The following is a 24,247-nucleotide window of genomic DNA, read 5'->3' as shown; positions in this document are numbered from 1 at the left end:
GTGTTTTTTATGGCACTTTCGAATATTGAAAAGGAAAGTAAATACATCTACCGAATTAGAAAAACGGGAAGCATGAAGGTGGATGCTGTTGTTCTTTCTGACTATGAGACGATAGATGAAGACGCTGTAGAACAAATTAAGAACGTTGCCACTTTACCAGGGATTGTTCATTACGCCTTAGCGATGCCAGATATACATTGGGGATACGGTTTCCCAATAGGTGGAGTAGCTGCCTTTGATATAGAAGACGGTGTTATAAGTCCTGGTGGAGTCGGATTTGATATAAATTGCGGTGTCAGAATGCTTGTAGTTGAAGGACATAGTAATCTGGTAAAAGATAATTTAGAAGTGATTATTCAACGGTTGTATGAAGCAATTCCTGTGGGGGTTGGAGAGAGAAGCGAGAAGAAATTTTCAAGAAAGGAATTTAAGGAAATTGTCGAAAAAGGTGCTAAGAAGGTTATCGAATTAGGTTACGGCTACCAAGATGATTTGGAAAGAATTGAGGACTTTGGCTGTATAAGAGAGTGCGACTTTTCAAACGTCAGCGAAGAAGCTTTTGAAAGGGGTAAAGACGAGCTCGGAACACTTGGAGCCGGGAATCATTTCTTAGAGGTTCAGGAAGTTGCGGAAGTTTACGATGAAGAGGTAGCAAAGATATTAGGAGTAGAAAAGGGAATGATAACTGTACTGATCCACACAGGGAGCAGAGGATTTGGACATCAAATAGCAACGGACTACATAAAGCTGATGAGGGACAACTTAAAAGAACACAACAAAAATCTCCCTGATAAGCAATTAATAAACGCACCATTTAAAAGTGATTGGGGACAGAAATACTACAGTGCGATGAATTGTGCAGCGAATTACGCTTTTGCAAATAGGCAGATAATAACACATCTTATCAGGAAGGTTTTCAAAACTGTCTTAGGAGTAAATGTAAGGGTTATATATGACATAGCACACAACATCGCTAAAGTTGAAGAGCATGTTGTAGATGGAAAAAAGAGAAAACTGGTTGTACATAGAAAAGGAGCGACGAGAGCTTTTGGACCTGGCAATGACGTACTCCCGGAAATCTTCAAAAGAACTGGCCAGCCAGTCATAATACCTGGAAGTATGGGGACAGCTTCATACTTGCTTGTCGGTACAAAAAAGGCCGAAGAGATGACATTTGGGTCAACAGCACATGGTGCGGGTAGAGCCCTTGGAAGGAGAGAAGCAACAAGGGAACTTTCAACCGAGAGAGTCCTTAACGAGCTCAAATCCAAAGGCATAAAAATAATGGCAAAATCTAAAAAAGGTATCGTTGAGGAAGCTCCCGAAGCTTACAAAGACGTCGATAAAGTTGTTCAGATAGTCGATGAACTTGGAATATCACTCAAAGTGGCAAAATGCATCCCACTCGGAGTGATGAAGGGATGAGAAATTTTCTGAGATTTCACAAAGACAAGAATGAGTTTTACTTAACAGTTGAAGGGGTATTTTCGACTCCTTATATAGTCTTAACGCAGACAGCTATATTTACAGCAATTGCAATATACTTCGGCCTGAATGAAGTATCACTTGGATTAGCAGCCTCATTCCCGATGGCGTTTCAGATATTCCAAATTTTTGCACCATCAATAATAGAAAGGATTCCAAGCAAGAAAATCCTTCTTGGTTTTTTTAACTCGGGTAGATTTCTCTGGCTCATACTGATACCCTATCTTTTCGCAGAGCATAAGCCCCCGGAAATATTCATAACCGTTTTCGCGATAAGTCAGATATTCGCCGCTCTTGCTGGTAACGTCTGGATAAGCATTGTTTACGATACAATAAGTCCCGAGAGAAGAGGTAAGTACCTTGGTTTGAGAAATTTCTTTGTCTCATTTATGACTTTACTAACGTTTTACTCTTTCTCTTTAATAAACGACTCAGTAAAGAAACCTTACAGTTTCTTGTTAATAATACTAGCGACAGAAATAACTACCATTATATCTCTGATGGCGATAGCACCTATCGAAGAAAAGAGGTCAAAACGGGCAGGTACATTCAACGATCTAAAGATAGTGCTTTCAGACAAGAACTTTATCAAGCTCTCAAAGGCATACTTTTTTTGGAATTTTGTTGTACTCATGGCAGCACCATTTTTTCCATACCACCAATTAAATAATTTAAAATTACCAATGACATATATAAGCTACACATCTATAACGGCTTCCCTGCTCTCTATGTTATTTTATACGCTATGGGGCAAACTTGCAGATGAGTTCGGGCACAAAAGTGTGCTTATAACTGGTTTGGCAATAGTATCCATGACACCAGCGATTTGGATTTTGATGAATGAACGTGATTGGATATTGGCTCTTACGCTCGATGCTATACTGTCTGGGGTTGGATGGGCTGCTGTTAACCTTTCAATTATCACTTTACCGATGGAAACAGCTTCGACTAGCTCACCGATGTACTTTGCTGTTTTCTCGGCACTTGGTGGATTAGGTGGTATGCTTGGGTCAATGATTGGTGGGCCTATTGCGAGAATGTTCAACCATTTTGATTTTTACATTGGAGAGTTTCATATTTTCGGACTACAGATATTCTTTATCATTGAAAGTATACTCAGATATCTAACTATACCACTCTTTGCAAAGATAACGACTAAAAAGTATGTCACACCTTCAACTTTGTTCATGAACGCTATATCGATTCTCTCAGGACGCCAAGCAATAAGGATACATGAAGGAACAAGATCAGAGGTTGTTATTGGAAGGAAAAGGGTCAACAGATGGTGGTGAATGGACAAAACAAAAGCTGGGATTGATCCCAGCTTTTTTGATATTTCTTATTACTGTTTTTATTCCTTTTCAACCTTCACTGATTCAGCATATTGTTCCACTTCTGAGATTACTCCATTCTCAAAAACTATCTTTGGTGAAGGAATACCGTTGAAGTTTGTGGCATATTCTGAAGTGTATGCGCCTGTCGCATGGAAGTAAACAAGATCATCTATTGTGGTGCTTTTCGGCAACTGAGCGTCATAGTACATAACATCAACACTATCACATGTCGGACCTGCTAAAACAAATGTTTCCAATTCCTCGTCTTCTTTGCCATCAACTGTTATTCTGTATCTGATGTTTTGAATAGTTTCTGTCAAGCCATGGAATACACCTGCGTCAAGATAAAGCCATTTTTCCTCACTTTTTTGGCTTCTGAGTATAACTCTTGTAATCATTATACCCGCATTTCCAACCATCGATCTTCCAGGCTCAACTATTACTGTTATATTATCTCCAAGATACTCTTCAACTGCCTCGTTTATAACCTTTGCAATATCTTTCACCGCCGGAATACTTCTTACGTACTTGACTGGCATTCCACCACCAGTATTTATCATTGTCATCTTCACACCAAACTCTTTTGCTTCCTCAAAAACGATCGCCGCTTCCCTAATAGCCGTGCGCCAGTTTTCTGGGTTGTAGTTTTGCGAACCAACGTGGAAACTCAAACCGATAGGATTTAAGCCATTTTCCTTTGCATATTTAACAAGTTCAATGGCATGGCTTACGCTTGTACCAAATTTCCTTGTTAATGGCCAATCGGCGTCGTCTTCCATTCCATTTGTGCTGATTCTCACGTAAATATTCGATCCCGGTGCAACAGCTGCAATTTTCTCTATCTCCATTTCGGCATCTACAGCGAACATCCTAATTCCATTTTCATAAGCGAACTTTATATCTTCTGTTTTCTTTATTGTATTTCCAAAGCTCATTCTATAGGGTTCAACTCCAAGTGATAGAAGTTTTTCAATCTCGCCTCTTGATGCAACGTCGAAATAACTACCTAAATCCCTTAGAAGTTTCAGAATCTCAACGTGAGAATTCGCTTTTACTGCGTAATATACTTTACAGTTCTTAATATTCTCCACTAAGTTTAAGTAGTTCTGTCTAACTACTTCTAAATCCATTACTAAGACTGGTGTTCCGTAATTGCTTGCTATTGTTCTGAGTTTTTCCATCTCTTTTGTCCCTCCTTGTATAAATTATCGAACTTATGATAGAATATATATGCCAAAATATACATAAACATGAGTTTAAAATATTGTGGTATTATGTTACAATTCATATAACGTAACATTGGGGGGAAGGATGTGTCTAAAAAAGAACTCTTTTTTGTTATTTCGTTATTTCTTATAGGAGGTTTGTTCTTTTTTCTTTCGAGGCCTTTGATTGTAAGCTATGATTTAAGACTTTTGATACTCGGTTTCTTAATAATGGTTTTTGCCCAGTATGTGCAGATACCGATTGCCGGTGTGATATTTAATATGAAGGCATTCGCTGCGCTTTTTTTGCTTCTGTTTTTATCACCTGAAACCACAGCCCTTTTATCTATTGGTTCAATTCTTGTACAAAGGAAAATCAATTTAAAAAGTTTTGTACTGAGAAGCTCTTTTGAATTAGCGCAATATGGTTTAGCTACATTCCTTTTTAAGTTATCATCGACGGATTATTATAGGATACCGTTATTTTCAATATCTTATTTTTCTTTAAACTCGATTCTTACAGTAATTTATGTAAAGTCATTTGCAAAGGTCTCTGTGAAAAAGTTTTTTCGGGTTACAGCCGTTGTGTTCTTACTTGGCATTTATAGTTCGGCAATACTTACAACCGCGTACCTCTTTTTAGAATCAAAATTCACAAATTTATCTTTCACATTGCTGCTCTATGCTGGTTTTTTGATCCAGCTGTATTACACTGTGAACGCTCAGGTGTGGTATCAGGAATTACAATATGAGAAGGAACAGATATCAAGGGAAACAGAAAATCTACTTAAGATGCCCAAGATACTTGAGAGCTTTGGAACAGAGGATGTAGATACTATATTGTCAAAGCTGTTAGAAGTAACTTGCAAAATGACAGGATTTTCCGTCTCTTTAATGAGTCTTTTCGACAATAGGACTGGAAAGGTAGTAAGAATATCTAAGTATGGTATTACAGACGAGGATTTTGCTATTATAAAGCAAAAGCAACCAGACATAAAAGACACAATTCTCTTAATGCAGAGCCGGTTTGATATAGGAGGTGCTTTCTTCATACCTAAGGGAAGCTTAGCGCTTGATGAAGAATATACATTTAAACCTTTAGATTATGCCAAACTCGATGCAGAAAACGCATGGGATCCCGACGATTTATTTTTAGTTCCTATAGTATACAGTAACAGGATCATAGGTTATATAAGCTTTGATAAACCTTCCAACGGACTTAGACCAACAAAAAGAGAAGTTGAATTGGCAAAATTTTTTGCCTGGCAGATATTGCAGATACTGAAAGATAGCCATTACAGTATTCTTTTTACAAGCCCTTACGGTAAAGAGATAAGTTTATCTTCTTTGATGGAGGAAATATCAAAGGCTATAATGTCAAATAGATCATTTACTTTGGTTTACCTTGATATCGATAGTTTCGAAAAAATCAATCTGGAAAAGGGTTTTAGATTTGGAGATGAACTCATCAGACATGTACAACATACATTAGAGCAAGAGGTGAAAACATTCGGCGTTTATTCTCATCTTGGTGACGAATTTATGGTACTCCTTTGGACGAAAAGCAAGTCAGACGGAATGCTCGTTGCAGAAAAGGTTGTCGAAAGTGTTAAGGAAAGATACCCCGGTATAACGTTCACGGGAGCCATTGTAAAGTACCCAGCTGATGCAACTGACTTAAATGGTATATTGTCCAAAATCAGGACCGCACTAATTGCTGGAAAAAAATCTGGTGGAGGAAGGATAGTAAATATATGAAACGCGTTGCGATAGAATTTTCGTACGATGGGACAGATTTCTTTGGCTATCAAAGACAAAACGATGTGAGAACAGTTCAGGGCGAATTGGAAAAGGCACTCGAACGTGTTTTCAAGACTTCAATTCAAACATATGCAGCCGGTAGAACTGACACAGGGGTACATGCAAGCGGTCAAGTAGCATCGTTCGATATCCCTTCAGAAAGACTTAGTGAACTAGATATTAGAAACGCCATCAATGCAAACTTACCAAGAGATATCTATGTGAAGAAAGCTTGGTTTGTACATGAGAATTTTAACCCAAGGTACGAAGCGAAAAAGAGGATATACCACTATTTCATTTTGAATTCCAAAAGTAACGACATATTTTTAAGACGATATACTTGGTGGTTTCCATATAAATTGAATGTAGAGGCTATGCGTGAAGCTGCTACTTACTTAGTTGGAGAGCATGATTTTACAGCGTTCAGCAAGAGGGGAGAAGATGATACAAATCCTATCCGAACCATCAGTGCTTTGCGTATACTACGTTTAAAAAAAGATCTTATACTGATAAGAGTCGAAGGAATCTCGTATTTAAGAGGCATGGTTAGAAGTTTAGTGGCTAATTTAATAAAAGTAGGAACAAATCAATGGAAACCAGAACATATTCTGGAGGTGTTAGAATCGAAAGATCGATCAAAATCCGCTGGATTGGCACCTGCGCATGGATTGTTCTTATACAAAGTGTTATTTTAGCTTTCAATTTTCTCGGCATATATTTGCCAGACAGAATTTTAAATGAACAATCCAAAGAAGTGATTGAAAAGTGGTACTCGCTTCCACGTGTAGGTATTAAATCAAGGAATATTTCAGTTCAAATTAGAACCTTAGTATCTACAAATCTCGTAAAATTTGGTATAGCACCGGATTATTCAATAAATTTTGAAAGTACAACTACTGAATACTTATTTGAGCAAGAAGATGCAAGTTCTACTAATGTAAAATACCTTGGGGTGCTTGAGGTAACCGAGAACGTTGATGAGATAGCACTAAATTTTGGTGAAAAATCTTACGTGCTTCCAAAAGAAATTTTTGTAGAGAATGCAAGTGCGATACTGAAATCCATTTTTAATGTTGATATTCATCGAGAGAAAGCAGAAGACTTGAAAACAATTGTTTTTATACCTAATTCTGAGATATTATATGTGTCGTCGTACGGAAAGATCCCAATAATAGTGGTTGAAGACAAGCTGAATTTTTACGAACACTATATAACTATTGATGGTAGCACTTACCGAAGTGGTGTTCTGACAACTACAAACAGCAGGCAAATTCAGGTGGAAGAAATCCCGATTCTATTATCAACTAATTTTTTGATGACAAAGTCTTATACAATATCATTGGGAACTAAAAAGTATAGTTATAATCAATCCGTTCCTGTCTTTGGCTGGAATAAAATAATCTTGTATTCAGACGGAAGCATTACCGACACGACATTGAGTTGGAGACTAAAAGTATCGAACACTCCGTTGGATTTCTTACTCAATGAAGACAGATTTTATGTACTCGATATTTCTGGAAATGTTTATTCAGTGAACTTAAAAACCAGAAAAGTCAACCATCTGGGTGGTGTTGAAGGAGCTTTCAAGTTTTCTAAACACGGAAGCGACGTATTTCTATGTAGTCAAAACTTATGCTATCATGTAAGAGAAACCTCTTTGGAGAAGGTAGATCAACACCATATCGAAGAAAGTGAAGCACATTTCTTTTATCCGAGCATAAGTAGCTTACAAAATACTGGTTTCGGCGTATTTCTTGGAAAGACTTTCTTAGGCAATGAACTAATCTTCATTTATGTTTTGAACGACAAACTAAGAATTCTTACGGATGTGGGAACATGGGAAGTATTTCTGAAAGAGTGAGACTCGATATAGCATTACTGCACAAAGGCTTCGCAGAGAGCAGGACAAAAGCACGTCAGATCATCGAGACGGGCAATGTTGTAGTAAACGGTAAAGTATGTACCGACCCGTCAAAATTAATAAAAAAAGACGACTCAATCTATCTATTGAAAGAGCTTAAATATGTTAGTCGAGCTGGATATAAACTTGAAGGATTATTTAACGAATATAACATAGAATTAAAAGACAGGATCGCGTGTGACATAGGTAGTTCAACGGGCGGATTTGTTGACTTTTTGCTCCAACATGGTGTCAAGAAAGTATATGCTGTGGATGTTAACACAAAACAATTACATCCAAAAGTAGCCACGGATCCAAGAGTATGCAAGATCGAAAAAAATGCGAGAGAACTGCACTTTGAAGATATTGGGGAAAAGGTGGACGTAGTAACTGTAGATGTGTCTTTCATCTCTGTAACCAAGTTACTTAAACCAATTAAAAGTCTTTTAAATTCGAACGGGCATGCTATAATTTTAATAAAACCACAGTTTGAAGTTGGGCACAAGCACTCTGGAGTGGTAAGGAAGAGAGAACTCCATGTAACGATCTTGGAAAATCTTCTCGATGAATTTATTCATGAAGAATTTATCCCAGATTATTTAACGTATTCAAAGATTCTTGGAGGAGATGGGAATATAGAATTCTTCCTTGTAGTCAGATATTATGGAGAAGCGTATTCTGAACCTGAAACGATTAAACAGAATATAATGAAGGTTGTTAACAACGCCTGGGAGGAACACCACAAATGATCACAGCATACGCCAGAAGAATCATAATACTTTTGATTACATTTTCATTCATTACATTATCGTTCGCCGATAACGACATATTGGACTTAGTACACAAAGATTATGACTTTGTGTTAAGAATATCTCAAGCAGGTTCCTGGTACGATGAGATCAAAAAAGTCCCTTTCTTCTCGTTTATATTTGGAAGAAAGGGTCTCGGATTTGAAGATGCATTCATGAGGATTTTGGAAGACATGCGGTACAAGACAGGTGTGTTACCATCGGTAGTGCAAGACGCTATCTCTAAAGATATTATCTTTGCTTCCAAGGGTGCAGAAATAAACTTTACCGAGATAATATCGTTCGACTTGAATTTTTACTTTGATTTCGTTAAGTCAATTGCTACAAATAGTTTCTTAGCTTTCCAAACAAACAGTCCAGCGCAATTTGTAAAGGCTTTGTCGTTCTTACTATCTGTTAGCTACAAGACTCTTGGAAATAATCAATACATACTTGGAGACTCTTTATATTGTGGATTTACTGGAAAATATTTCATAATAGCTGGAAGTAAAACCACTTTGGAGCTTGCTTTGAAGACCTCAAAAACCCAGGAAATGCAGTTATCAAAGATAACGAAAGTATTTGACCGATTAAGGTCAGGAACATTCTTTATAAGTGGATATGCAAAACCGAATGTAATCAAGTTGAATTTACCAGGTGTATCCCAGATAGATGCTGAAGATTCGGAGTATATTCTTTTCTATTCTACAGTATCCGCAGGTAGTTTTTACGCGACTTTTGAACAAAAAAACAAGAAAGAGGCAGTTAGCAAAAAGGTAACCGAAAATCTTGGGAACATTCCATTTGCTTGGAACTACTACTTGTCAACACCAGCTGGTAATACAGACGAAGTAATCAATTCTATCAACCAATGGTTTCAAGGTACATCAAGTGATATGAACAGATTTCTATATTTTGCATCGACTCTTTCAAAATCTTCAACGAACGTGCACACTGTTGGGCGCATAGATACTGGAGATTTCCTGTTTATCTTTGATAATTACACAGGCAAAAACCTTGAAACAAGTGTATCAAAAATAGGAGGTATCTATGACAGCCAAAAACAAGAATGGATCCTGAACCTTCAGGGTAATATAAAGCTTTATATTTACAGTATTTCGAACAGAGTTTTTATTGGAACTTTGGAAAGATCTAAGTACGAGCTGTACGACAAAACTCGCACGAGATTTAAAGATGTTCCGACTTATTTTGATTTTTCTAAAATTTCAGCATACGAATTTAAACTTTTTATCGATATTAGTGATATAATTAAGTCGACAATAGGGTTTAATGTACCATCCAAGTTGCTTATGTGGAAATATAACTCAGGGTATTTTAGTTATTATAAGATAGTAATATCCTAAAGCCCGAAAAAGGAGGGATACTCATATGGGTGAATACAATGAATATCTGAGTGTTTTTATCGATGAATCAAAAGAATATATTCAGCTTCTAAATGACTCGCTTCTCGAGTTAGAAAAAAATCCATCAGACATGGAACAAATCAATAGAGCTTTTCGGGCACTTCACACACTAAAGGGCATGGCCGGAACCATGGGATTTGAGAAACTTGCCAAACTGTGTCACAGAATGGAAAACTATCTTGAGGCTGTGCGTGGAGGAAAGGTAGAAATATCAAGCAATGAGCTTGATTTCTTATTCGCTGGTCTTGATATGATTGAAAAGATGATTGCAGAAATTATGAGCAGTGGCACAGACAATATAAGCGAAGATATCAACGGACTTGTTGAAATCTTCGAAAGGATAGCCAAAGGCGAAACAGTTTCTAAGGAAGTTCAAAAGGCAGAAAAGAATGTGCGTGAAGAAGAAAAAGTTATGGAGTCAAAAGATGTAGCAGATACATTCGCGCAAGAAGTAGTGAAGGACGTACTTGAAGAAGCAGCGAAGAAAAATATACCTGCATATCATATTGTTGTTACGCTTCAAGAAGGGACCCAGCTAAAATCTGCCAGAATGTACATGGTTTTCCACTCGCTGGAAGAACTTGGCGTAGAAATAATCCACTCAATTCCTTCTGTGGAGGATATAGAAAATGAGAAGTTTGACCTATCTGTTGAACTGATTGGTGTTGGTAATGTACCGCAAGAAAAAATCTATGAAAAGCTTATGAACGTCTCCGAAGTCAAGAATGTAGTTGTTAAGCCACTTAAGCAGGTGGCAGCGAAGTCTGAGCAAACTGGTAAAAAAGATGAGAGAGTAACCGAAGAACAAACAAAAGAGCAGAAAAAAGTCAAAGTAACACAGACTGTGAGGGTAGATACTGAAAAACTTGATACTCTCATGAACTTAATGGGAGAACTTGTGATAGCGCGAAGTCGAATTGCAGATATACTCAAGAAATACAATATCAAAGAAGTCGATGAATCCTTGGCACAGCTTAGCAGGATTACTTTGGACTTGCAAAACGTCGTTATGAAGGTCAGAATGGTTCCTATCGAATTTGTGTTTAACAGATTCCCAAGAATGGTAAGAGATCTGTCAAGATCGTTGAACAAAGAGATAAATTTTGTCATGGAAGGTGAAGAGACAGAACTCGACAGAACTTTCGTGGAAGTTATAGGTGATCCATTAGTACATCTCATAAGAAACGCTATAGACCATGGAATCGAAACGAAAGAAGAAAGAATAGCCCTTGGAAAACCACCGATCGGCACGGTAAAACTATCTGCTCGCCATGAAGGAAACAACGTAGTTATAGAAGTTGAAGACGATGGAAGAGGAATGAGTAGAGAAAAGATACTTAAAAAAGCTGTTGAAAGAGGATTAATAACTGAAGAAAAGGCCGCAGGAATGCCTGATGAGAAGATATTTGACTTTATATTCCTACCCGGATTCTCAACCAAGGAACAAGTGAGTGAACTTTCTGGCCGAGGAGTAGGGATGGATGTTGTAAAAAACACTGTGGATTCGCTAAATGGCTCGATCTCAATTGAGAGTAAAATAGGAAAAGGTACGAAGGTAACTATAAGATTACCTTTAACACTTGCTATCATCCAGGCGTTGCTTGTCAAAGTAAATGAATACGTCTATGCCATTCCTATATCGATAATTGACAGCACGTTAATTATAAGTTCTGAAGACATAAAAGTGGTTCAAAACGAAGAAGTTATAGTCATACGCGGTGAGGTTATACCTTTGATTAAACTGTGGCACGTGTTTGAAATGAAACACGAAGAAACACCCAAGGAAATGAACGTTGTTGTCGTAAAGTCAGGTACGAGGAAGTACGGTCTTACAGTTGATACATTAATAGGACAAGAGGATATAGTTATTAAATCACTTGGAAAGATATTCAGCGACGTCAGAATATTCAGTGGCGGTGCCACACTCGGTGATGGTAGTATCGCACTAATATTAGACGTAGCAAATATTGTTGAAAATATTTAGAAAAGAGAGGTGACAGAAATGAGCGATAAGATCATGGAATTCGAAGTGCTTGTTTTCAAAGCTCTCAATCAGGAAATGGCAATTGACGTTGAAATGGTGGAAATTGTAATAGAAAAAACAGAAATAACACCAGTACCAAGAGCAAGAAAAGTAATAGAAGGTGTGATTAACCTTAGAGGAAAGATAGTCCCGGTAATAAGCTTGCCATTGTTATTGTCGAGCAATGCAGAAAGTAACTATAAAAAGATCATAATCGTAAAAATTGAGGATGTTGAATTCGGACTAATGGTTGACGAGGTTATAGGCGTTCTTAGAACCAGTAGCAATGAACTTGAGACAAATTTAGGAAAAATGAATACATACGGCAAAAAAGCGAAAGGTCTTATAAAGAAAGATATGAGATTGATAGTTTATCTTAACCTGGAAGAAATATTAAAAGAGATTATAGGTTCGGAGGTGGCATAAGATGGCACGTGTTTTAGTTGTTGATGATGCAGCTTTCATGAGGATGATGCTCAAAGATATACTTACAAAATCAGGACATGAAGTTGTGGGAGAGGCTGCTAATGGCATCGAAGCGGTTGAGAAATACAAAGAACTAAAACCAGATGTAGTAACTATGGATATTACAATGCCCGAAATGAACGGAATCGATGCAATAAAAGAAATTAAGAAAATTGATCCGAACGCGACAGTGATAGTGTGTAGTGCTATGGGTCAACAAGCAATGGTTATAGAAGCAATACAAGCTGGTGCAAAAGATTTCATAGTTAAACCTTTCCAAGCAGCAAGGGTAATAGAAGCTGTTCAAAAAGTCTTGAAATAATATCTTTGAAATTTTGAATTCGAGGAGAGATAAGAAATCGAGAATTTAATAAGTTTCTTTATAGGACTTATTCTAATAATCTTGGTTTTGGTATTCACATATTGGTTCTTGAGAAGGAAGCTCCCCACAACTGTTGGGGGGCGTTTTGCTAAAGTACTAAGCAAAATCTACATAGACCGAACAACATACTTGGTTTTGGTAAGAATACTGAAAGAATATTACGTGATATTAGTCAGTCCAAACTACGCACAGGTACTGAAAAAACTAGACATGATAGATGAAGGAGAGATAGAAAAGTTAGAATCCGGAAAAAGTTTTGAGGATATTCTTAGTAAACTCGTTGGTGGTAAGAAATGAAAAAGTTCCTTACAATATTCTTCTTAATCCTTCTTTTTACATCGTCCTTTCCTCAGGATGAAGTTCCATTACCTGGAATAAGTATTCAAGTCAATCCCAATCAATCACCAAGAGACTTAGTCGCTACTTTGGAAATACTTTTGGTGCTAACTGTTCTTACGTTAGCACCCAGTATTTTGATGCTGTTTACTTCATTTACAAGGATAATAATTGTATTTTCTTTTGTCAGAAACGCACTCGGAACTCGTCAAGTTCCACCAAACCAGGTTCTTATTGGTTTAGCATTGATTTTAACATTTTTTATCATGCAACCTGTGTGGAACGATATAAACAATTCTGCGCTTCAACCTTATATGGACGGAAAGATAACATATCAAGAATTCTTCTCAAGGACTATGGGCATTGTAAGAACATTTATGATTAAAGAACTTGTCAACCATCACAACGAAGACAATGTTTTTGTACTTTCACGAGCTTTGAATCAAAACGTGGATAGAGTAGAGGATGCGTCTGATTCGCTATTGACTTCAGCATTCATTTTGGGTGAAATAGAAATCGGTTTCAAAATGGGAATTTTAATCTACATACCTTTCATAATCATAGACATGGTTGTAGCAAGTATTTTGCTTTCCTTAGGTATGATAATGATTCCACCGGTTTTAGTCTCTCTACCTTTCAAGATATTAGTATTTGTCCTTGCTAATGGGTGGGAATCTGTAATAGTTAGCTTGGTAAAGAGTTTTGCTGGTTAGAAAAGCGCTCGAATAAAAAGAAAAGGGGACGTATGTCCCCTTTTTGTTCTTCGTATCCACATCATCTACCTAAGACTTTCATCATAGGCATGTTAAGAGTAAAGAGTGGTTGAGGATTACTAATAACAGATATATCGTATATTATCAAGCCATTATCAGTTGATGCATAAAGGTACTTACCATCAGAACTAACACTAAAGGCATACGTCATGCCTGAAAACCTTACATCTGCGATGACGCTCTTTGAGAAAACGTCGATTATCTTGTAACCGTAACTACCACATGCTACAAAAATCTTGTCGGCATACCAAGTGATATCTCTTGCTGGCGCACTTTCAAACAGCGGGGTTGATGTCAAATTATCTTCAGAGCCACCTATAAGATTTACGCCGTTTTTATCCAAAATCCATACCCCATTGTACTCACCATCTGCCACGAACAGCCTGTCGAAATATTTATCTGAAATTATTTTTAAATCATTCCCTGGGTTATACTTTTTCAAAGTATAACCCCCGCTTTGTGACTCTGTAACTAAGTAGTACCTTGTTAGTATTGTTTTTTGTTCACTCAGGTCGGCTGATAGCCTCATACTTCCCGCGCTTCCGAGAGCAACTAAGACAGAAATAACATCTTTGCTCTTTGAAAGAGTGTCTATTACAAGTTCTATTGAATATGGTTCAACAAATTCCGTAATTCCAGAAAAGTATGGTATATCCTGATCTATTGTATTTGGAAGAGTTATAGTTTTGTCCAATGATGGTGAAATACCATGCATATACCGTGCAACTATATTGTTCGTCCCATTATTTGCAAGAACATACACATTATTGTTGGCATCTACCACAAAATCATATACTTTTGCATATGAACTTAGATCAAGAGACGTAAGAGTGGAAAAATTGAGCGTACTCATACTAAATGAATAAAGAGTTATTGTTTTATTACTTAGAACGCCTACAGTTGGATTCGATACATATGGATTAATTTTCAGTTTTGAAAAATTACCAATTATCTTATCGCGAACAACTGGATTTTTTGGTTCTCTAACATCAACGACATATAGCCCTTCACTATCAATACCATCATGAACAAATCCATCACCAATTAAAAAGATGAATTTATTATGGTACTGATGGATAACTGAACGGTAAACCTTATTCGGTTCATGAAGCTTGTAACTTCCTCCTTCTAATCTGAATGTCCACAGTCCCTTTGATTCATCAAATACAAAACAATAACCCTGTGAAAAGTAAAAATCCCTGAGGTTGCTGCTTGGCATATACTTAATCAAACGTACAGTAGAACCATCCCATACGTAGAATTTGTCCATTGTTAAAATGTACATCTTCTCATCATGAATTTTAACCTTCCTGACAGGTGTATCAAAATCAAAATTCACAGGAGTTACAACCGAGGAAGATAATATTGGAATATTTACTATTCCAACCGTATATCCTGAGCCATATGCCAAAGTATACTTTCCGTCAAAAATACCTATATCCAAAGTACTATAGTCACCAGGTATAACATTCTTGATGTCTCTGATTGTCAAATTTGGAATTGAACTCAAATCCAACTCGAATATTCCACCTAAATCTGCAGCTATGTATGCCTTGTCTGCGAACAAGACTATATCGTTTATCCTTCCTTGAGTTATGTCAATAGAGTTCTTCATCTTTAAGCTGTTAGTTGATTCTATTTGCGTTTTCAGAATGGGTAGCTTGTATGAAAATATTTTTTCGCCAAATTTATAACTGTCATATGTTGGTGAGGAGGGAACCGTTAGATTAAGAACTTCAATCTTATCATAACCAACCCCCACTACTGCATAATTCTTGTAAACCCTAATAACGGAAAGATTAGAATCAAAAGAAATTTCATTGCTATTGACTGGTTCTGATTTATCACGAGCATTAACAACAATTAATTTCTTTCCACTGATAGCATAAATGTAATCTTCAACAACATCAAAATCAGTTATCTCAGAATCATAAACAAAACTTCCAACGGTATTTAAGGAATCTAAAGTCGTTGCTTTCAAAATTGCTATCATTCCCTTTCCCGAAAAATCCCTACCCAGTGAGTATAGATATCTTTCTCTTAAGTTTGTCGTAAAAATAACCCAGTCAGTTGCTGAAGCTCTCGCAGTATCGTAAGCCGTTACAGTAGCAACGTATGTTGTACTATTTTTCAAGTTTGGAACGATAATTTCTGTTGATTTTGTGTTCTGTAGTTTAAGAATTTCTTCAGAGCTTCCGTATTCCGCAACAGCAACATCGTAAGTTAAAACATCTCCAGCATTTTCGTCCTTACCCTGGAATCTCAATATAAGGCTTGATGGTGTTATCTCATTCATGAATGGCTGTAAAATTGTAATTTTAGGAGGTGTGTTTTCTTCTTGGATGCCACCACTTCCCTGAATCTCAAATGAATATTCCGTTTGAGAAACTTCGTCAAATTCATCAGTAGCTTGCGCCACTATTCTATACACACCCTGCGTAAATCCGGTAACGCTTATTATTCCCTCGGCAACATTACCGACTTCTTTGCCATCTTTGTACAACTTCACATTTTTGAATTTAATTTGGTCACCATCTGGTTCAACAATAGATATAGAAATCTCTGTATCACTTTTTTTCTTTATTTCAATTACAGGCTTTTGATTTTGAATTTTTATTGGAACTTCCAGTGTAGCACTTCTTCCTGACGCAGCCACAGTCATTGTCAAAACATGTTGATTAATGAAAAATTCCTTTGTAAGGTTCAACTTAGCGTTGTAATTCTTAAGTGTTATAAAATTAGTTGTTGTAGCACTTTCAAGAGAAATCCCGTCAAGTTTATATGAGTACGCATAAGTTCCTTGCGTTTTCATATTTACTGTTATTTGTTTTGAACGAACTACCTCGATTGGAGTCGTAAACTCAGTATACGTTCTACCATCATAACTAATACTGGCAAATTCTGGTTTTGGTGAATACGTACAGGATGCTAATAATAAGACAAATAGAAAGAGAAGAATTTTCAAAAGCTTAGAATCTCTCATAGATATCCCCCCGATTTTACAGTGTTTGAAAAATTATATTGTTTTGTTATAATTTAATCGTGTTGATCTAACTGTTTCAGCAAGGAGGTTATGCTATGACTTTAGAAGTCTTCTTAGATGTTGTCAAGCATGGTATACAACTCTTGTTAACTTTAATCACACCTCCATTGCTTATAAGCCTTATTGTTGGAATCCTTATAAGCATTTTTCAAGCTGCTACACAAATCCATGAACAGACATTAACCTTTGCTCCAAGGATACTTGTTGTGTTCTTAACGTTGATGTTTCTCTTTGGTTGGATGATCGAGAGTATGCTTGATTTTTTCAGAGACATACTTGATTTTTTCAGAGACATAATAGAAAAGTATATGTCAATGATTTAAACTCTTGGTTCTCAGTTCAAAATGCTCTACGATTCTCCTATGGATTTCGTTAATATCATCATTACCATCTATTATAACAAAATTCTTATTGTTTTTTGCTAACTTCAAGTATGTTTCTCTGACGATTTCGAAAAACTTTGCCCCTTCTTTTTCAATGCGGTCCTTTTGGTTTTTTTCAAGTCTTTGAATAGCAATTTCAACAGGAATATCGATGAAGAAGATTAAATTTGGATATACGTTGTCTGTTGCAAAGTCGTTGAGCCGCTGGACAATTTCAACACCAAGCCCTCTTGCTCCGCCTTGGTAAGCCACACTTGAGTCAGCAAATCTATCTGCTATGACTATTTCTCCTCTCTTCAGAGCTGGTTTTATAACTTCTTCAACAAGCTGTGCTCTTGAAGCTAAGAAGAGTAAAAGCTCGCTCCTTGAATTCATGTCTTCATTTATAAGAATTTCCCGTATTTTTTCACCTAACTTTGTGCCACCCGGTTCTCGAACAGTAGTATACTTAAATCCCCTCTTCTTAATATACTCGGCAAAAAGTTGTATTTGTGTGCTCTTTCCACAAGCATCAATGCCTTCGAAAGCAATAAACATTGGCATTCCTCCTTCTGTTAAGCAAGTTTCAAAAATATTCTATCATATGGTAGAATTAAATTGAATGATTATCAAACATGTTGGGGGTAGAAATATGAGAATAGGAATTGTCGGTGCGGGCGTTGTCGGAAGCCTTATAGCAAGGGAATTATGCCGGTACGATGTTGAGGTTATCATTTTCGAAAAAGCTTCTGATGTAGGAATGGGAGTCACGAAAGCTAATTCAGCCATTGTGCATGCCGGTTATGATGATGAGCCAGGTACTGTTCGCTCCAAGTTCTGTGTTCCAGGAAATGCGATCTATTCGGAACTTTCTAAAGAATTACAATTTGACCTCAAAAGAATAGGTTCCTTGGTGCTTGCTTTCAAAGACGAAGAGCTTAAGACGCTTGAAGAGCTATACAAGCGTGGCGAGCAAAATAATGTACCTGGAATAGAGATTTGGGATAGAGATAAGATACTGGCATATGAACCAAACGTAAATCCGGAAGTTATAGCAGCACTCTGGGCACCTACAGCTGGTATTACCGAACCATGGATGGTTGCAATGGCAGCGGTAGAAAATGCCATTCAGAATGGTGCAAAGCTTTATTTGAATACAGAAATACTTGACATATCTACTGTAGACGGAAAAATAAAGAAAGTGATTACAAACATTGGAGAATTTGAAGTAGACGCTTTGGTCAATGCAGCCGGTATGTATGCGGATGAAATTGCGAAAAAAGCGGGCGCAGAATACGTGCCACTTCATCCACGTAAAGGAGAATACATTCTCTTAGACAAGCAAGAATTCGGAGGTTTTGTAAAAAGTGTACTCTTCCCGACGCCTTCAATTCTCGGAAAAGGTACACTCGTGACCCCAACCGTTGATGGTGGAATATTAGTTGGCCCAACTGCCGTGGATTTGCCACCTGAAAAAGAGTTTAGGGAAGATACCTCAACAACCTTCGAAGGCTTCGAAGCCCTAATGTCAAAAGCTTTGAGAATGACCCCTCTCATCGATTTCAGAGCCTCGATAAAAACGTTTGCTGGTTTAAGGCCAGAAAGTCCGCAAAAGGACTTTTTCATTGGTAGAACGAGCGTTTTCGGATTTTTCAACGTCATGGCTATGCGTTCTCCGGGCTTGACTGCAGCACCAGCTATAGCCAAGTACATTGTTGAGGAAATCCAAGAAGCTATGGGAGAAAATTTCACAACTAAGAAAGACTTTAACCCTTTAAGGGAAAGAATTAAGAAATACGCAGAACTTCCACCTGCTTTGTGGGACGAGGAAATACGGAAAGATCCTCTTGCTGGAAAGATGATATGTTTTTGCAATAAAGTGACTGAAAAAGAAATTCTTGAAGCTATAAAGAAAGGTGCCAAAACAATCGATGGAATAAAGTTCCGTACAAGAGCCATGTTTGGAAGTTGCCAAGGCGGATTTTGCATGCACAGAATAATGAAGATATTAGCGCGTGAATTGAATATAGATATATCAGAAATAAAACTGAGAAGTGAAAAAAGTCAAATTCTCAACGGGCGGGTGAGGGAAATATGACCGAGAAAAATATAGATGTTTTAGTCATCGGTGCAGGTGCAGCAGGTCTTGGCGCTGCGATTGGCGCAGCCCGGGAAGGAGTTAACAATGTTGTTATAGTAGAACGAGATGATAGAAGTGGTGGAATTTTAAATCAATGTATCCATAACGGGTTCGGATTGCACTATTTTAGGGAAGAGTTGACAGGACCTGAATATGCCGAGCGCATAAAAAGTATAGTCGCACAGTATCCAAATATCGATGTAAAAGTCGAACAATATGTCCATCAGATCGATCACAGAAGGAAAGAAGTCATCGTGGCTTCAACCGAAGGTATAACAATTTACAGGCCAAAGTCTTTGGTAGTTGCCACTGGTGCAAGAGAAAGACCTATGGGCGGCGTTTTGGTGCCAGGTACAAGACCTGCCGGTGTATTCACAGCTGGTGTTGCGCAAAGGTTCGTAAACTTAGAAAACAGGTTACCAGGTAAACGAGCTCTTATAGTAGGTTCTGGAGATATAGGACTGATTATGGCAAGAAGGTTGACTTTGGAAGGTGTTGAGGTTGTTGCGGTAGTAGAACGTATGCCATATCCTGGCGGTCTGGAAAGAAACATACGACAGTGCCTGAAAGATTTTGATATCCCACTTTACCTTAGCCATACAGTCGTTGGTATTTACGGCAAAGAGAGGTTAGAGGAAGTTGTGATAGCACAGTTAGACGAAAGTTTTAAGCCTATACCGGGAACTGAGAAAAAGTTTAAAGTTGATACATTAGTTCTCTCGGTTGGTCTCATTCCACAATCGACACTTTTCAAAGATTTCTTAAAAATAGACCCCTGGACTAAGGGTATAGTTACATCGAGTAGTGGAAGGTCATCTTTGAATTGGGTATTTGCAGCAGGTAATTGTACTGTCATATATGATTTAGTTGACTGGGTCACAGATGAGGGAACAATCGCTGGAAAATTTGCTGCTATGTATGCTAAGAACAATTGGGAACCAGCAAGATTTTTTGTTGAGAAAGGTACAAACGTTGGGATATTATTCCCTTCATGGTATGAAGAAGGAACGAACCTTAACCTGTATCTGAGAGTTAAAAAGCCGATTGCAGAGGGAACAATAAGAGTTAAGCAAAGAAACAACTTGCTTTACAGTAAGAAACATCTCAACCTACTCCCGAGTGAGATGGTGAGTATAAAGATTCCGGAATCCAAACTTGGTAGCGGTGACATACTCGTGGAGGTGTTAGAATGATAACTGAAGAAATGGTGTGCATAATGTGTCCACTTGGCTGTAGACTAATTGTGACAAAAGAAGACACTGGAGAAATTAAAGTAACGGGTAATAAATGTCCAAGAGGTGTTGAATACGGAAAGCAAGAAATGACAGAACCGTTGCGAATTCTAACCTCAAGTGTACTTGTTATAAACGGCGAGATTCCATTAGTTTCAGTAAAAACAACCAAACCTGTTCCAAGAAGACTGATAAATGATATTATGAAAATACTTAAACAAACGAAAGTCCAAGCACCTATCAAAGCTGGTGAAGTAATTATAGAAAACATACTTAACACGGGAGTTGATATAGTTGCAACAAGAAATGTCGAAAGAATTTGAAGAATCAGAAAGGAGTTTCCTGGATTTTCTTCCAAAACCTAATGTAAATCCAATAGAGCTCTCAACAGATACACTCGCCTACCTTGGTGATGCAATTTTTAATCTATTCATAAAAATATATACATTAAAAGACTGGAAAGTTAGAGAATTACACAAAGCAGCGAGTAAATACGTTTCAAGAGAAGGACAGAGCAGATTTCTTAAAACACTCTTGCCTTTGCTTACTGAAGAAGAACTCGATATAGTAAGAAGGGGCGTGAACAGTAAGGGAGCAAGAAAGCATGGTAATGACCGCTTTTATATGGAAAGCACAGGATTTGAAGCTCTAATTGGTTATCTTTATTTAGTTGACCAAAAGAGACTAGCCTTTCTTTTGAAGGAGGGAATAAGATGGGTAGAAGTGTGATTATCGACGGTTCAATCGTATATACGGATTCTAGTGAAATACTTAGTAACCCAGGTTTTGAAGCACTTCTGAGAGAGTATATAGACGTTTTAAAAGAAAGGAATTCTCCGCTATTAAGAACTTTAGAAGCCTTTCGAATTGGCGAAGATTATGACATTAGGCATATAGTTGAATACCTTCATTTACTCACCTTACGGAATATCCGCGAGATAACTACTATTATAAATTACGTTAATCCTGAGGATTTAGCAAAATTCGTTGAGTCTTTTTACTCTTTTTGGAGAAATAAACACAGATTTATGATGAAAAGAGAAAGCTATACGTTAGATAGTGCAAGAAAAACGAGCATTGTGTTTACTGCAGCAATGGTTGCTGAAGAATTTAAGAATTTAGTCAGAAATCTCTACAGGACAATAATGAAAAATATAATTTCAGATAATACAAATATAATACGTCAGTTGCCGAGCGGCGCACAGGTTACTTTCCTTGTAGACACATTCGAGTGCACCCAAGAAAAATTGAGACACTTTGATAACGTTCCTGTCATCTGGGGTGCTATTTTTGATCCGCCTGTTATATTCTATACTAAATCAAACAAGAGAAAAGGAACACTTCCTGTCGTTGAGAATAGAGTATTAGATAGGATAAAGTTGCCAAATAAAGAACGTGATTGGTACTTGGTGCCAATTTTAGCTGCAGAATTATTAATCTATATTTATGTCCACAAGGAATTCTTGTCACATGCCGCAGGTCTTGGAAATCTCTTTCAGTTTGCAGAGCTTATAGACATGAAGAGCAAGCAAGTTTCAGGTGTTCTAATATTCGGGTTACAACCAGAATTGATACCAGACTATAAACCAGAATGGAAAAACGGTGTGATATTCAAGGAAGAAAACACATACATTGGTGTGATTCCAGCCCTTGATGAGAATGATTATTTTGGATACATGAAAAAAACAATACTTACGCTTCACAATTTGATAAGGGTTGATCAAGGAAAACTTCCAATCCATGGTTCAATGGCGAGGATAGTTTTGAAAAATGGCAAGAGTGCAGTCGCGATGTTCGTAGGTGACAGCGGAGCTGGTAAGAGTGAAACATTAGATGCATTGAACAGATTAGAAGAAGTGGCTTATGTTGACGTTATAATCGATGACATGGGCTCTTTAGACATCGTAAATGGTAGAGTTGTAGCCTACGGAACGGAAACTGGAGCGTTCGTAAGGCTTGATGATTTACCGCCAGGATACGCTTACTACACAATGGACAGAAGTATATTTATGAATCCAGATAAGATAAATGCACGAGTTATAGTACCATTCAACAATTATAAAGAAGTGATAACGCCAACGCCAATTGATTTTTTCTTCTATGCGAACAATTACACAGAAACCGATAACGATGAGGATAGGATCGTCTTCTTTGACGATGTAGAAAAGGCACTTGAAGTATTCTCGGCTGGGCGTCGTATGTCGAAAGGTACAACTTCAGAGGAAGGAATGACAGAAAGTTACTTTGCTAATCCATTTGGCGCCGTACAAAGAAAAGAGGCACACCACAAAATTGCACAGGTATTCATGAAAAAGATGTTCGAAACCGGGGTGAAGGTTGGAGAGATTAGAACGATGCTTGGCGTTGAGGGATACGAAAAAGAAGGAACCTATCTGGCGGCTAAGAGATTGTATAAGATAATCGAGCAGATGTAGAAAGAAGACGGCGGTGAGTGACCTCACCGCCGATTTTTCAATTATCATTGTTCATTATTAGTGTTTTGATTAAAGTAATGTAGCTATCATTATCGCTTTAATTGTGTGCTTTCTGTTCTCTGCTTCATCCCAAACTCTTGATTGTTTGCCTTCTATAACTTCAAATGTTACTTCTTCGCCTTTAACAGCTGGTAAGCAGTGCATAAATATCGTTTCAGGCTTTCCTGTTTTCTTCATAAGTTCTTCGTTAACTTGATATGGCTGGAGCAATTTTCTTCTTTCTGCAGCTTTGTCTTCTTCACCCATTGAGGCCCAGACGTCCGTATAAATGACATCCGCACCTTTGACAGCCTCTTCCGGATTATCTGTAAATTCTATCTTTGCCCCACTCTCTTGAGCAAATTTCAAACATTCGTCAACCAACCACTTTTCCGGTCTGAGTGATTCCGGTGAGCAGATAACGTAGTGCATCCCCATTTTTGCTGCCCCAACCATCAAGGAATTGGCCATATTATTTCTACCATCACCCATAAAGACCATCTTGATACCCTTCAGCCTTCCGAATTCTTCCTCTACCGTCTGTAAGTCAGCTAAGACCTGTGTTGGGTGGAAAAGATCAGTCAAACCATTGTAAACCGGAACACCGGAATACTTTGCAAGAATCTCAACAGTTTCTTGTTTGAATCCTCTGAATTCAATAGCATCAACCATTCTTCCAAGGACCCTTGCTGTATCTTCAACAGACTCTTTTGCACCAAGTTGAATGTCTTGAATGGAAAGGAATATTGGATGTCCGCCTTCCTCAGCGAAAGCAGTCTCAAAAGCTAATCTTGTTCTTGTTGACCTTTTTTCAAAAATCAGAGCAAGCGTTTTTCCAACAAATCTCTGGTGTCTTATACCTGCACGGCTCTCTGCTTTGACCTGTTTGGCAATATCAAGCAAGTACCTTATTTCCTCAGGCGTGTTGTCCATTAAGGAAAGAATAGACTTGCCCTTCATATTTACTGCCATAAAATATACCTCCTTCAATTAGAAATGTTTACACCATAGGTTATGATATTATAAAAAGACATTTTTTCAACCTCAATATAACCTCGCATACTAAAGTAAAACTGTGCAT

Annotated in this window: 22 protein-coding genes; 18 read left to right on the top strand and 4 right to left on the bottom strand. The window is 37.6% G+C overall.

Translation table 11 applies throughout. The features are described from left to right. The first annotated feature begins 9 nt into the window (after positions 1 to 9). Positions 10 to 1,425: an RtcB family protein gene (locus IB67_RS04005; protein WP_072760147.1), complete on the top strand. Its 1,416-nt coding sequence runs from the start codon at positions 10 to 12 to the stop codon at positions 1,423 to 1,425. Then, positions 1,422 to 2,777: an MFS transporter gene (locus IB67_RS04000; RefSeq protein WP_072760149.1), complete on the top strand. Its 1,356-nt coding sequence runs from the start codon at positions 1,422 to 1,424 to the stop codon at positions 2,775 to 2,777. Before IB67_RS04005 ends, IB67_RS04000 begins: the two co-directional genes overlap by 4 nt. Before the next feature lie 59 nt (positions 2,778 to 2,836). On the opposite strand, the gene IB67_RS03995 is transcribed toward IB67_RS04000, so the two are convergent. After that, on the bottom strand, positions 2,837 to 4,000 hold the full coding sequence (locus IB67_RS03995; RefSeq protein ID WP_072760151.1) for a type III PLP-dependent enzyme: 1,164 nt from the start codon (positions 3,998 to 4,000) through the stop codon (positions 2,837 to 2,839). 132 nt (positions 4,001 to 4,132) lie between these two features. Here IB67_RS03995 and IB67_RS03990 point away from each other — a divergent pair, with 132 nt between their 5' ends. From IB67_RS03990 to fliP, 10 genes are all read left to right on the top strand, one after another. Beyond that, positions 4,133 to 5,782: a sensor domain-containing diguanylate cyclase gene (locus tag IB67_RS03990; RefSeq protein WP_424695503.1), complete on the top strand. Its 1,650-nt coding sequence runs from the start codon at positions 4,133 to 4,135 to the stop codon at positions 5,780 to 5,782. Continuing rightward, positions 5,779 to 6,519: a tRNA pseudouridine(38-40) synthase TruA gene (gene truA, locus IB67_RS03985; protein WP_072760155.1), complete on the top strand. Its 741-nt coding sequence runs from the start codon at positions 5,779 to 5,781 to the stop codon at positions 6,517 to 6,519. The genes IB67_RS03990 and truA overlap by 4 nt, the downstream gene beginning before the upstream one ends. Beyond that, positions 6,414 to 7,685: a hypothetical protein gene (locus IB67_RS03980; protein ID WP_339747031.1), complete on the top strand. Its 1,272-nt coding sequence runs from the start codon at positions 6,414 to 6,416 to the stop codon at positions 7,683 to 7,685. The genes truA and IB67_RS03980 overlap by 106 nt, the downstream gene beginning before the upstream one ends. Next, positions 7,661 to 8,473, top strand: a complete 813-nt coding sequence (locus IB67_RS03975; RefSeq protein ID WP_084634410.1) for a TlyA family RNA methyltransferase — start codon at positions 7,661 to 7,663, stop codon at positions 8,471 to 8,473. The genes IB67_RS03980 and IB67_RS03975 overlap by 25 nt, the downstream gene beginning before the upstream one ends. Next, complete coding sequence (locus IB67_RS03970; RefSeq protein ID WP_072760158.1) at positions 8,470 to 9,876, top strand: hypothetical protein; 1,407 nt, start codon at positions 8,470 to 8,472, stop codon at positions 9,874 to 9,876. The genes IB67_RS03975 and IB67_RS03970 overlap by 4 nt, the downstream gene beginning before the upstream one ends. A 25-nt stretch (positions 9,877 to 9,901) precedes the next feature. Then, positions 9,902 to 11,920 (top strand): chemotaxis protein CheA, encoded by a 2,019-nt coding sequence (locus IB67_RS03965; RefSeq protein ID WP_072760160.1) that lies wholly within the window; start codon positions 9,902 to 9,904, stop codon positions 11,918 to 11,920. Positions 11,921 to 11,938: 18 nt separating this feature from the next. Then, positions 11,939 to 12,385: a chemotaxis protein CheW gene (locus IB67_RS03960; RefSeq protein WP_072760162.1), complete on the top strand. Its 447-nt coding sequence runs from the start codon at positions 11,939 to 11,941 to the stop codon at positions 12,383 to 12,385. Position 12,386: 1 nt separating this feature from the next. Then, positions 12,387 to 12,746, top strand: a complete 360-nt coding sequence (cheY, locus tag IB67_RS03955) for a chemotaxis protein CheY (RefSeq protein ID WP_072760164.1) — start codon at positions 12,387 to 12,389, stop codon at positions 12,744 to 12,746. A gap of 108 nt (positions 12,747 to 12,854) precedes the next feature. Beyond that, entirely contained in the window at positions 12,855 to 13,103 is a 249-nt protein-coding gene (locus tag IB67_RS03950; RefSeq protein ID WP_245789629.1) for a flagellar biosynthetic protein FliO, read from the top strand. Then, complete coding sequence (gene fliP / locus IB67_RS03945) at positions 13,100 to 13,855, top strand: flagellar type III secretion system pore protein FliP (protein WP_072760166.1); 756 nt, start codon at positions 13,100 to 13,102, stop codon at positions 13,853 to 13,855. The genes IB67_RS03950 and fliP overlap by 4 nt, the downstream gene beginning before the upstream one ends. A 61-nt stretch (positions 13,856 to 13,916) precedes the next feature. Here fliP and IB67_RS03940 read toward each other — a convergent pair whose 3' ends face one another. Continuing rightward, the gene (locus IB67_RS03940) at positions 13,917 to 16,898 is read right to left on the bottom strand and encodes a fibronectin type III domain-containing protein (RefSeq protein WP_072760168.1); all 2,982 of its coding nucleotides are present in this window, start codon (positions 16,896 to 16,898) and stop codon (positions 13,917 to 13,919) included. A 95-nt stretch (positions 16,899 to 16,993) separates the two neighbouring features. Here IB67_RS03940 and fliQ point away from each other — a divergent pair, with 95 nt between their 5' ends. Next, positions 16,994 to 17,281: a flagellar biosynthesis protein FliQ gene (gene fliQ / locus IB67_RS03935; protein WP_498875485.1), complete on the top strand. Its 288-nt coding sequence runs from the start codon at positions 16,994 to 16,996 to the stop codon at positions 17,279 to 17,281. Here the strand turns inward: fliQ and tmk are convergent. Beyond that, positions 17,270 to 17,878, bottom strand: coding sequence for a dTMP kinase (tmk, locus tag IB67_RS03930; RefSeq protein ID WP_072760172.1), 609 nt, complete (start codon positions 17,876 to 17,878; stop codon positions 17,270 to 17,272). The genes fliQ and tmk overlap by 12 nt on opposite strands. A gap of 94 nt (positions 17,879 to 17,972) precedes the next feature. Between tmk and IB67_RS03925 the strand changes: the two genes are divergently transcribed. The 5 genes from IB67_RS03925 to IB67_RS03905 are packed head-to-tail and all read left to right on the top strand — an operon-like array spanning position 17,973 to position 23,127. Further along, on the top strand, positions 17,973 to 19,418 hold the full coding sequence (locus tag IB67_RS03925) for an NAD(P)/FAD-dependent oxidoreductase (protein WP_072760174.1): 1,446 nt from the start codon (positions 17,973 to 17,975) through the stop codon (positions 19,416 to 19,418). Further along, complete coding sequence (locus tag IB67_RS03920) at positions 19,415 to 20,653, top strand: NAD(P)/FAD-dependent oxidoreductase (RefSeq protein WP_339747045.1); 1,239 nt, start codon at positions 19,415 to 19,417, stop codon at positions 20,651 to 20,653. Before IB67_RS03925 ends, IB67_RS03920 begins: the two co-directional genes overlap by 4 nt. Beyond that, positions 20,650 to 21,015, top strand: a complete 366-nt coding sequence (locus IB67_RS03915; protein WP_072760178.1) for a DUF1667 domain-containing protein — start codon at positions 20,650 to 20,652, stop codon at positions 21,013 to 21,015. The genes IB67_RS03920 and IB67_RS03915 overlap by 4 nt, the downstream gene beginning before the upstream one ends. Beyond that, positions 20,999 to 21,421, top strand: a complete 423-nt coding sequence (locus IB67_RS03910; RefSeq protein WP_072760254.1) for a ribonuclease III domain-containing protein — start codon at positions 20,999 to 21,001, stop codon at positions 21,419 to 21,421. The genes IB67_RS03915 and IB67_RS03910 overlap by 17 nt, the downstream gene beginning before the upstream one ends. Continuing rightward, positions 21,406 to 23,127 (top strand): hypothetical protein, encoded by a 1,722-nt coding sequence (locus tag IB67_RS03905; RefSeq protein ID WP_072760180.1) that lies wholly within the window; start codon positions 21,406 to 21,408, stop codon positions 23,125 to 23,127. Before IB67_RS03910 ends, IB67_RS03905 begins: the two co-directional genes overlap by 16 nt. A gap of 69 nt (positions 23,128 to 23,196) precedes the next feature. Here the strand turns inward: IB67_RS03905 and argF are convergent, their stop codons facing one another. Then, a complete protein-coding gene (argF, locus tag IB67_RS03900) occupies positions 23,197 to 24,138 on the bottom strand; it encodes an ornithine carbamoyltransferase (RefSeq protein WP_072760182.1) in 942 nt (313 codons plus the stop codon). Positions 24,139 to 24,247: the final 109 nt, after the last annotated feature.

This window comes from Fervidobacterium riparium (assembly GCF_025370035.1).
GTDB lineage: Bacteria > Thermotogota > Thermotogae > Thermotogales > Fervidobacteriaceae > Fervidobacterium > Fervidobacterium gondwanense.
The sequence above is the reverse complement of the archived record's forward strand: the minus strand, read 5'-3'. Positions and strand labels throughout refer to the sequence as shown.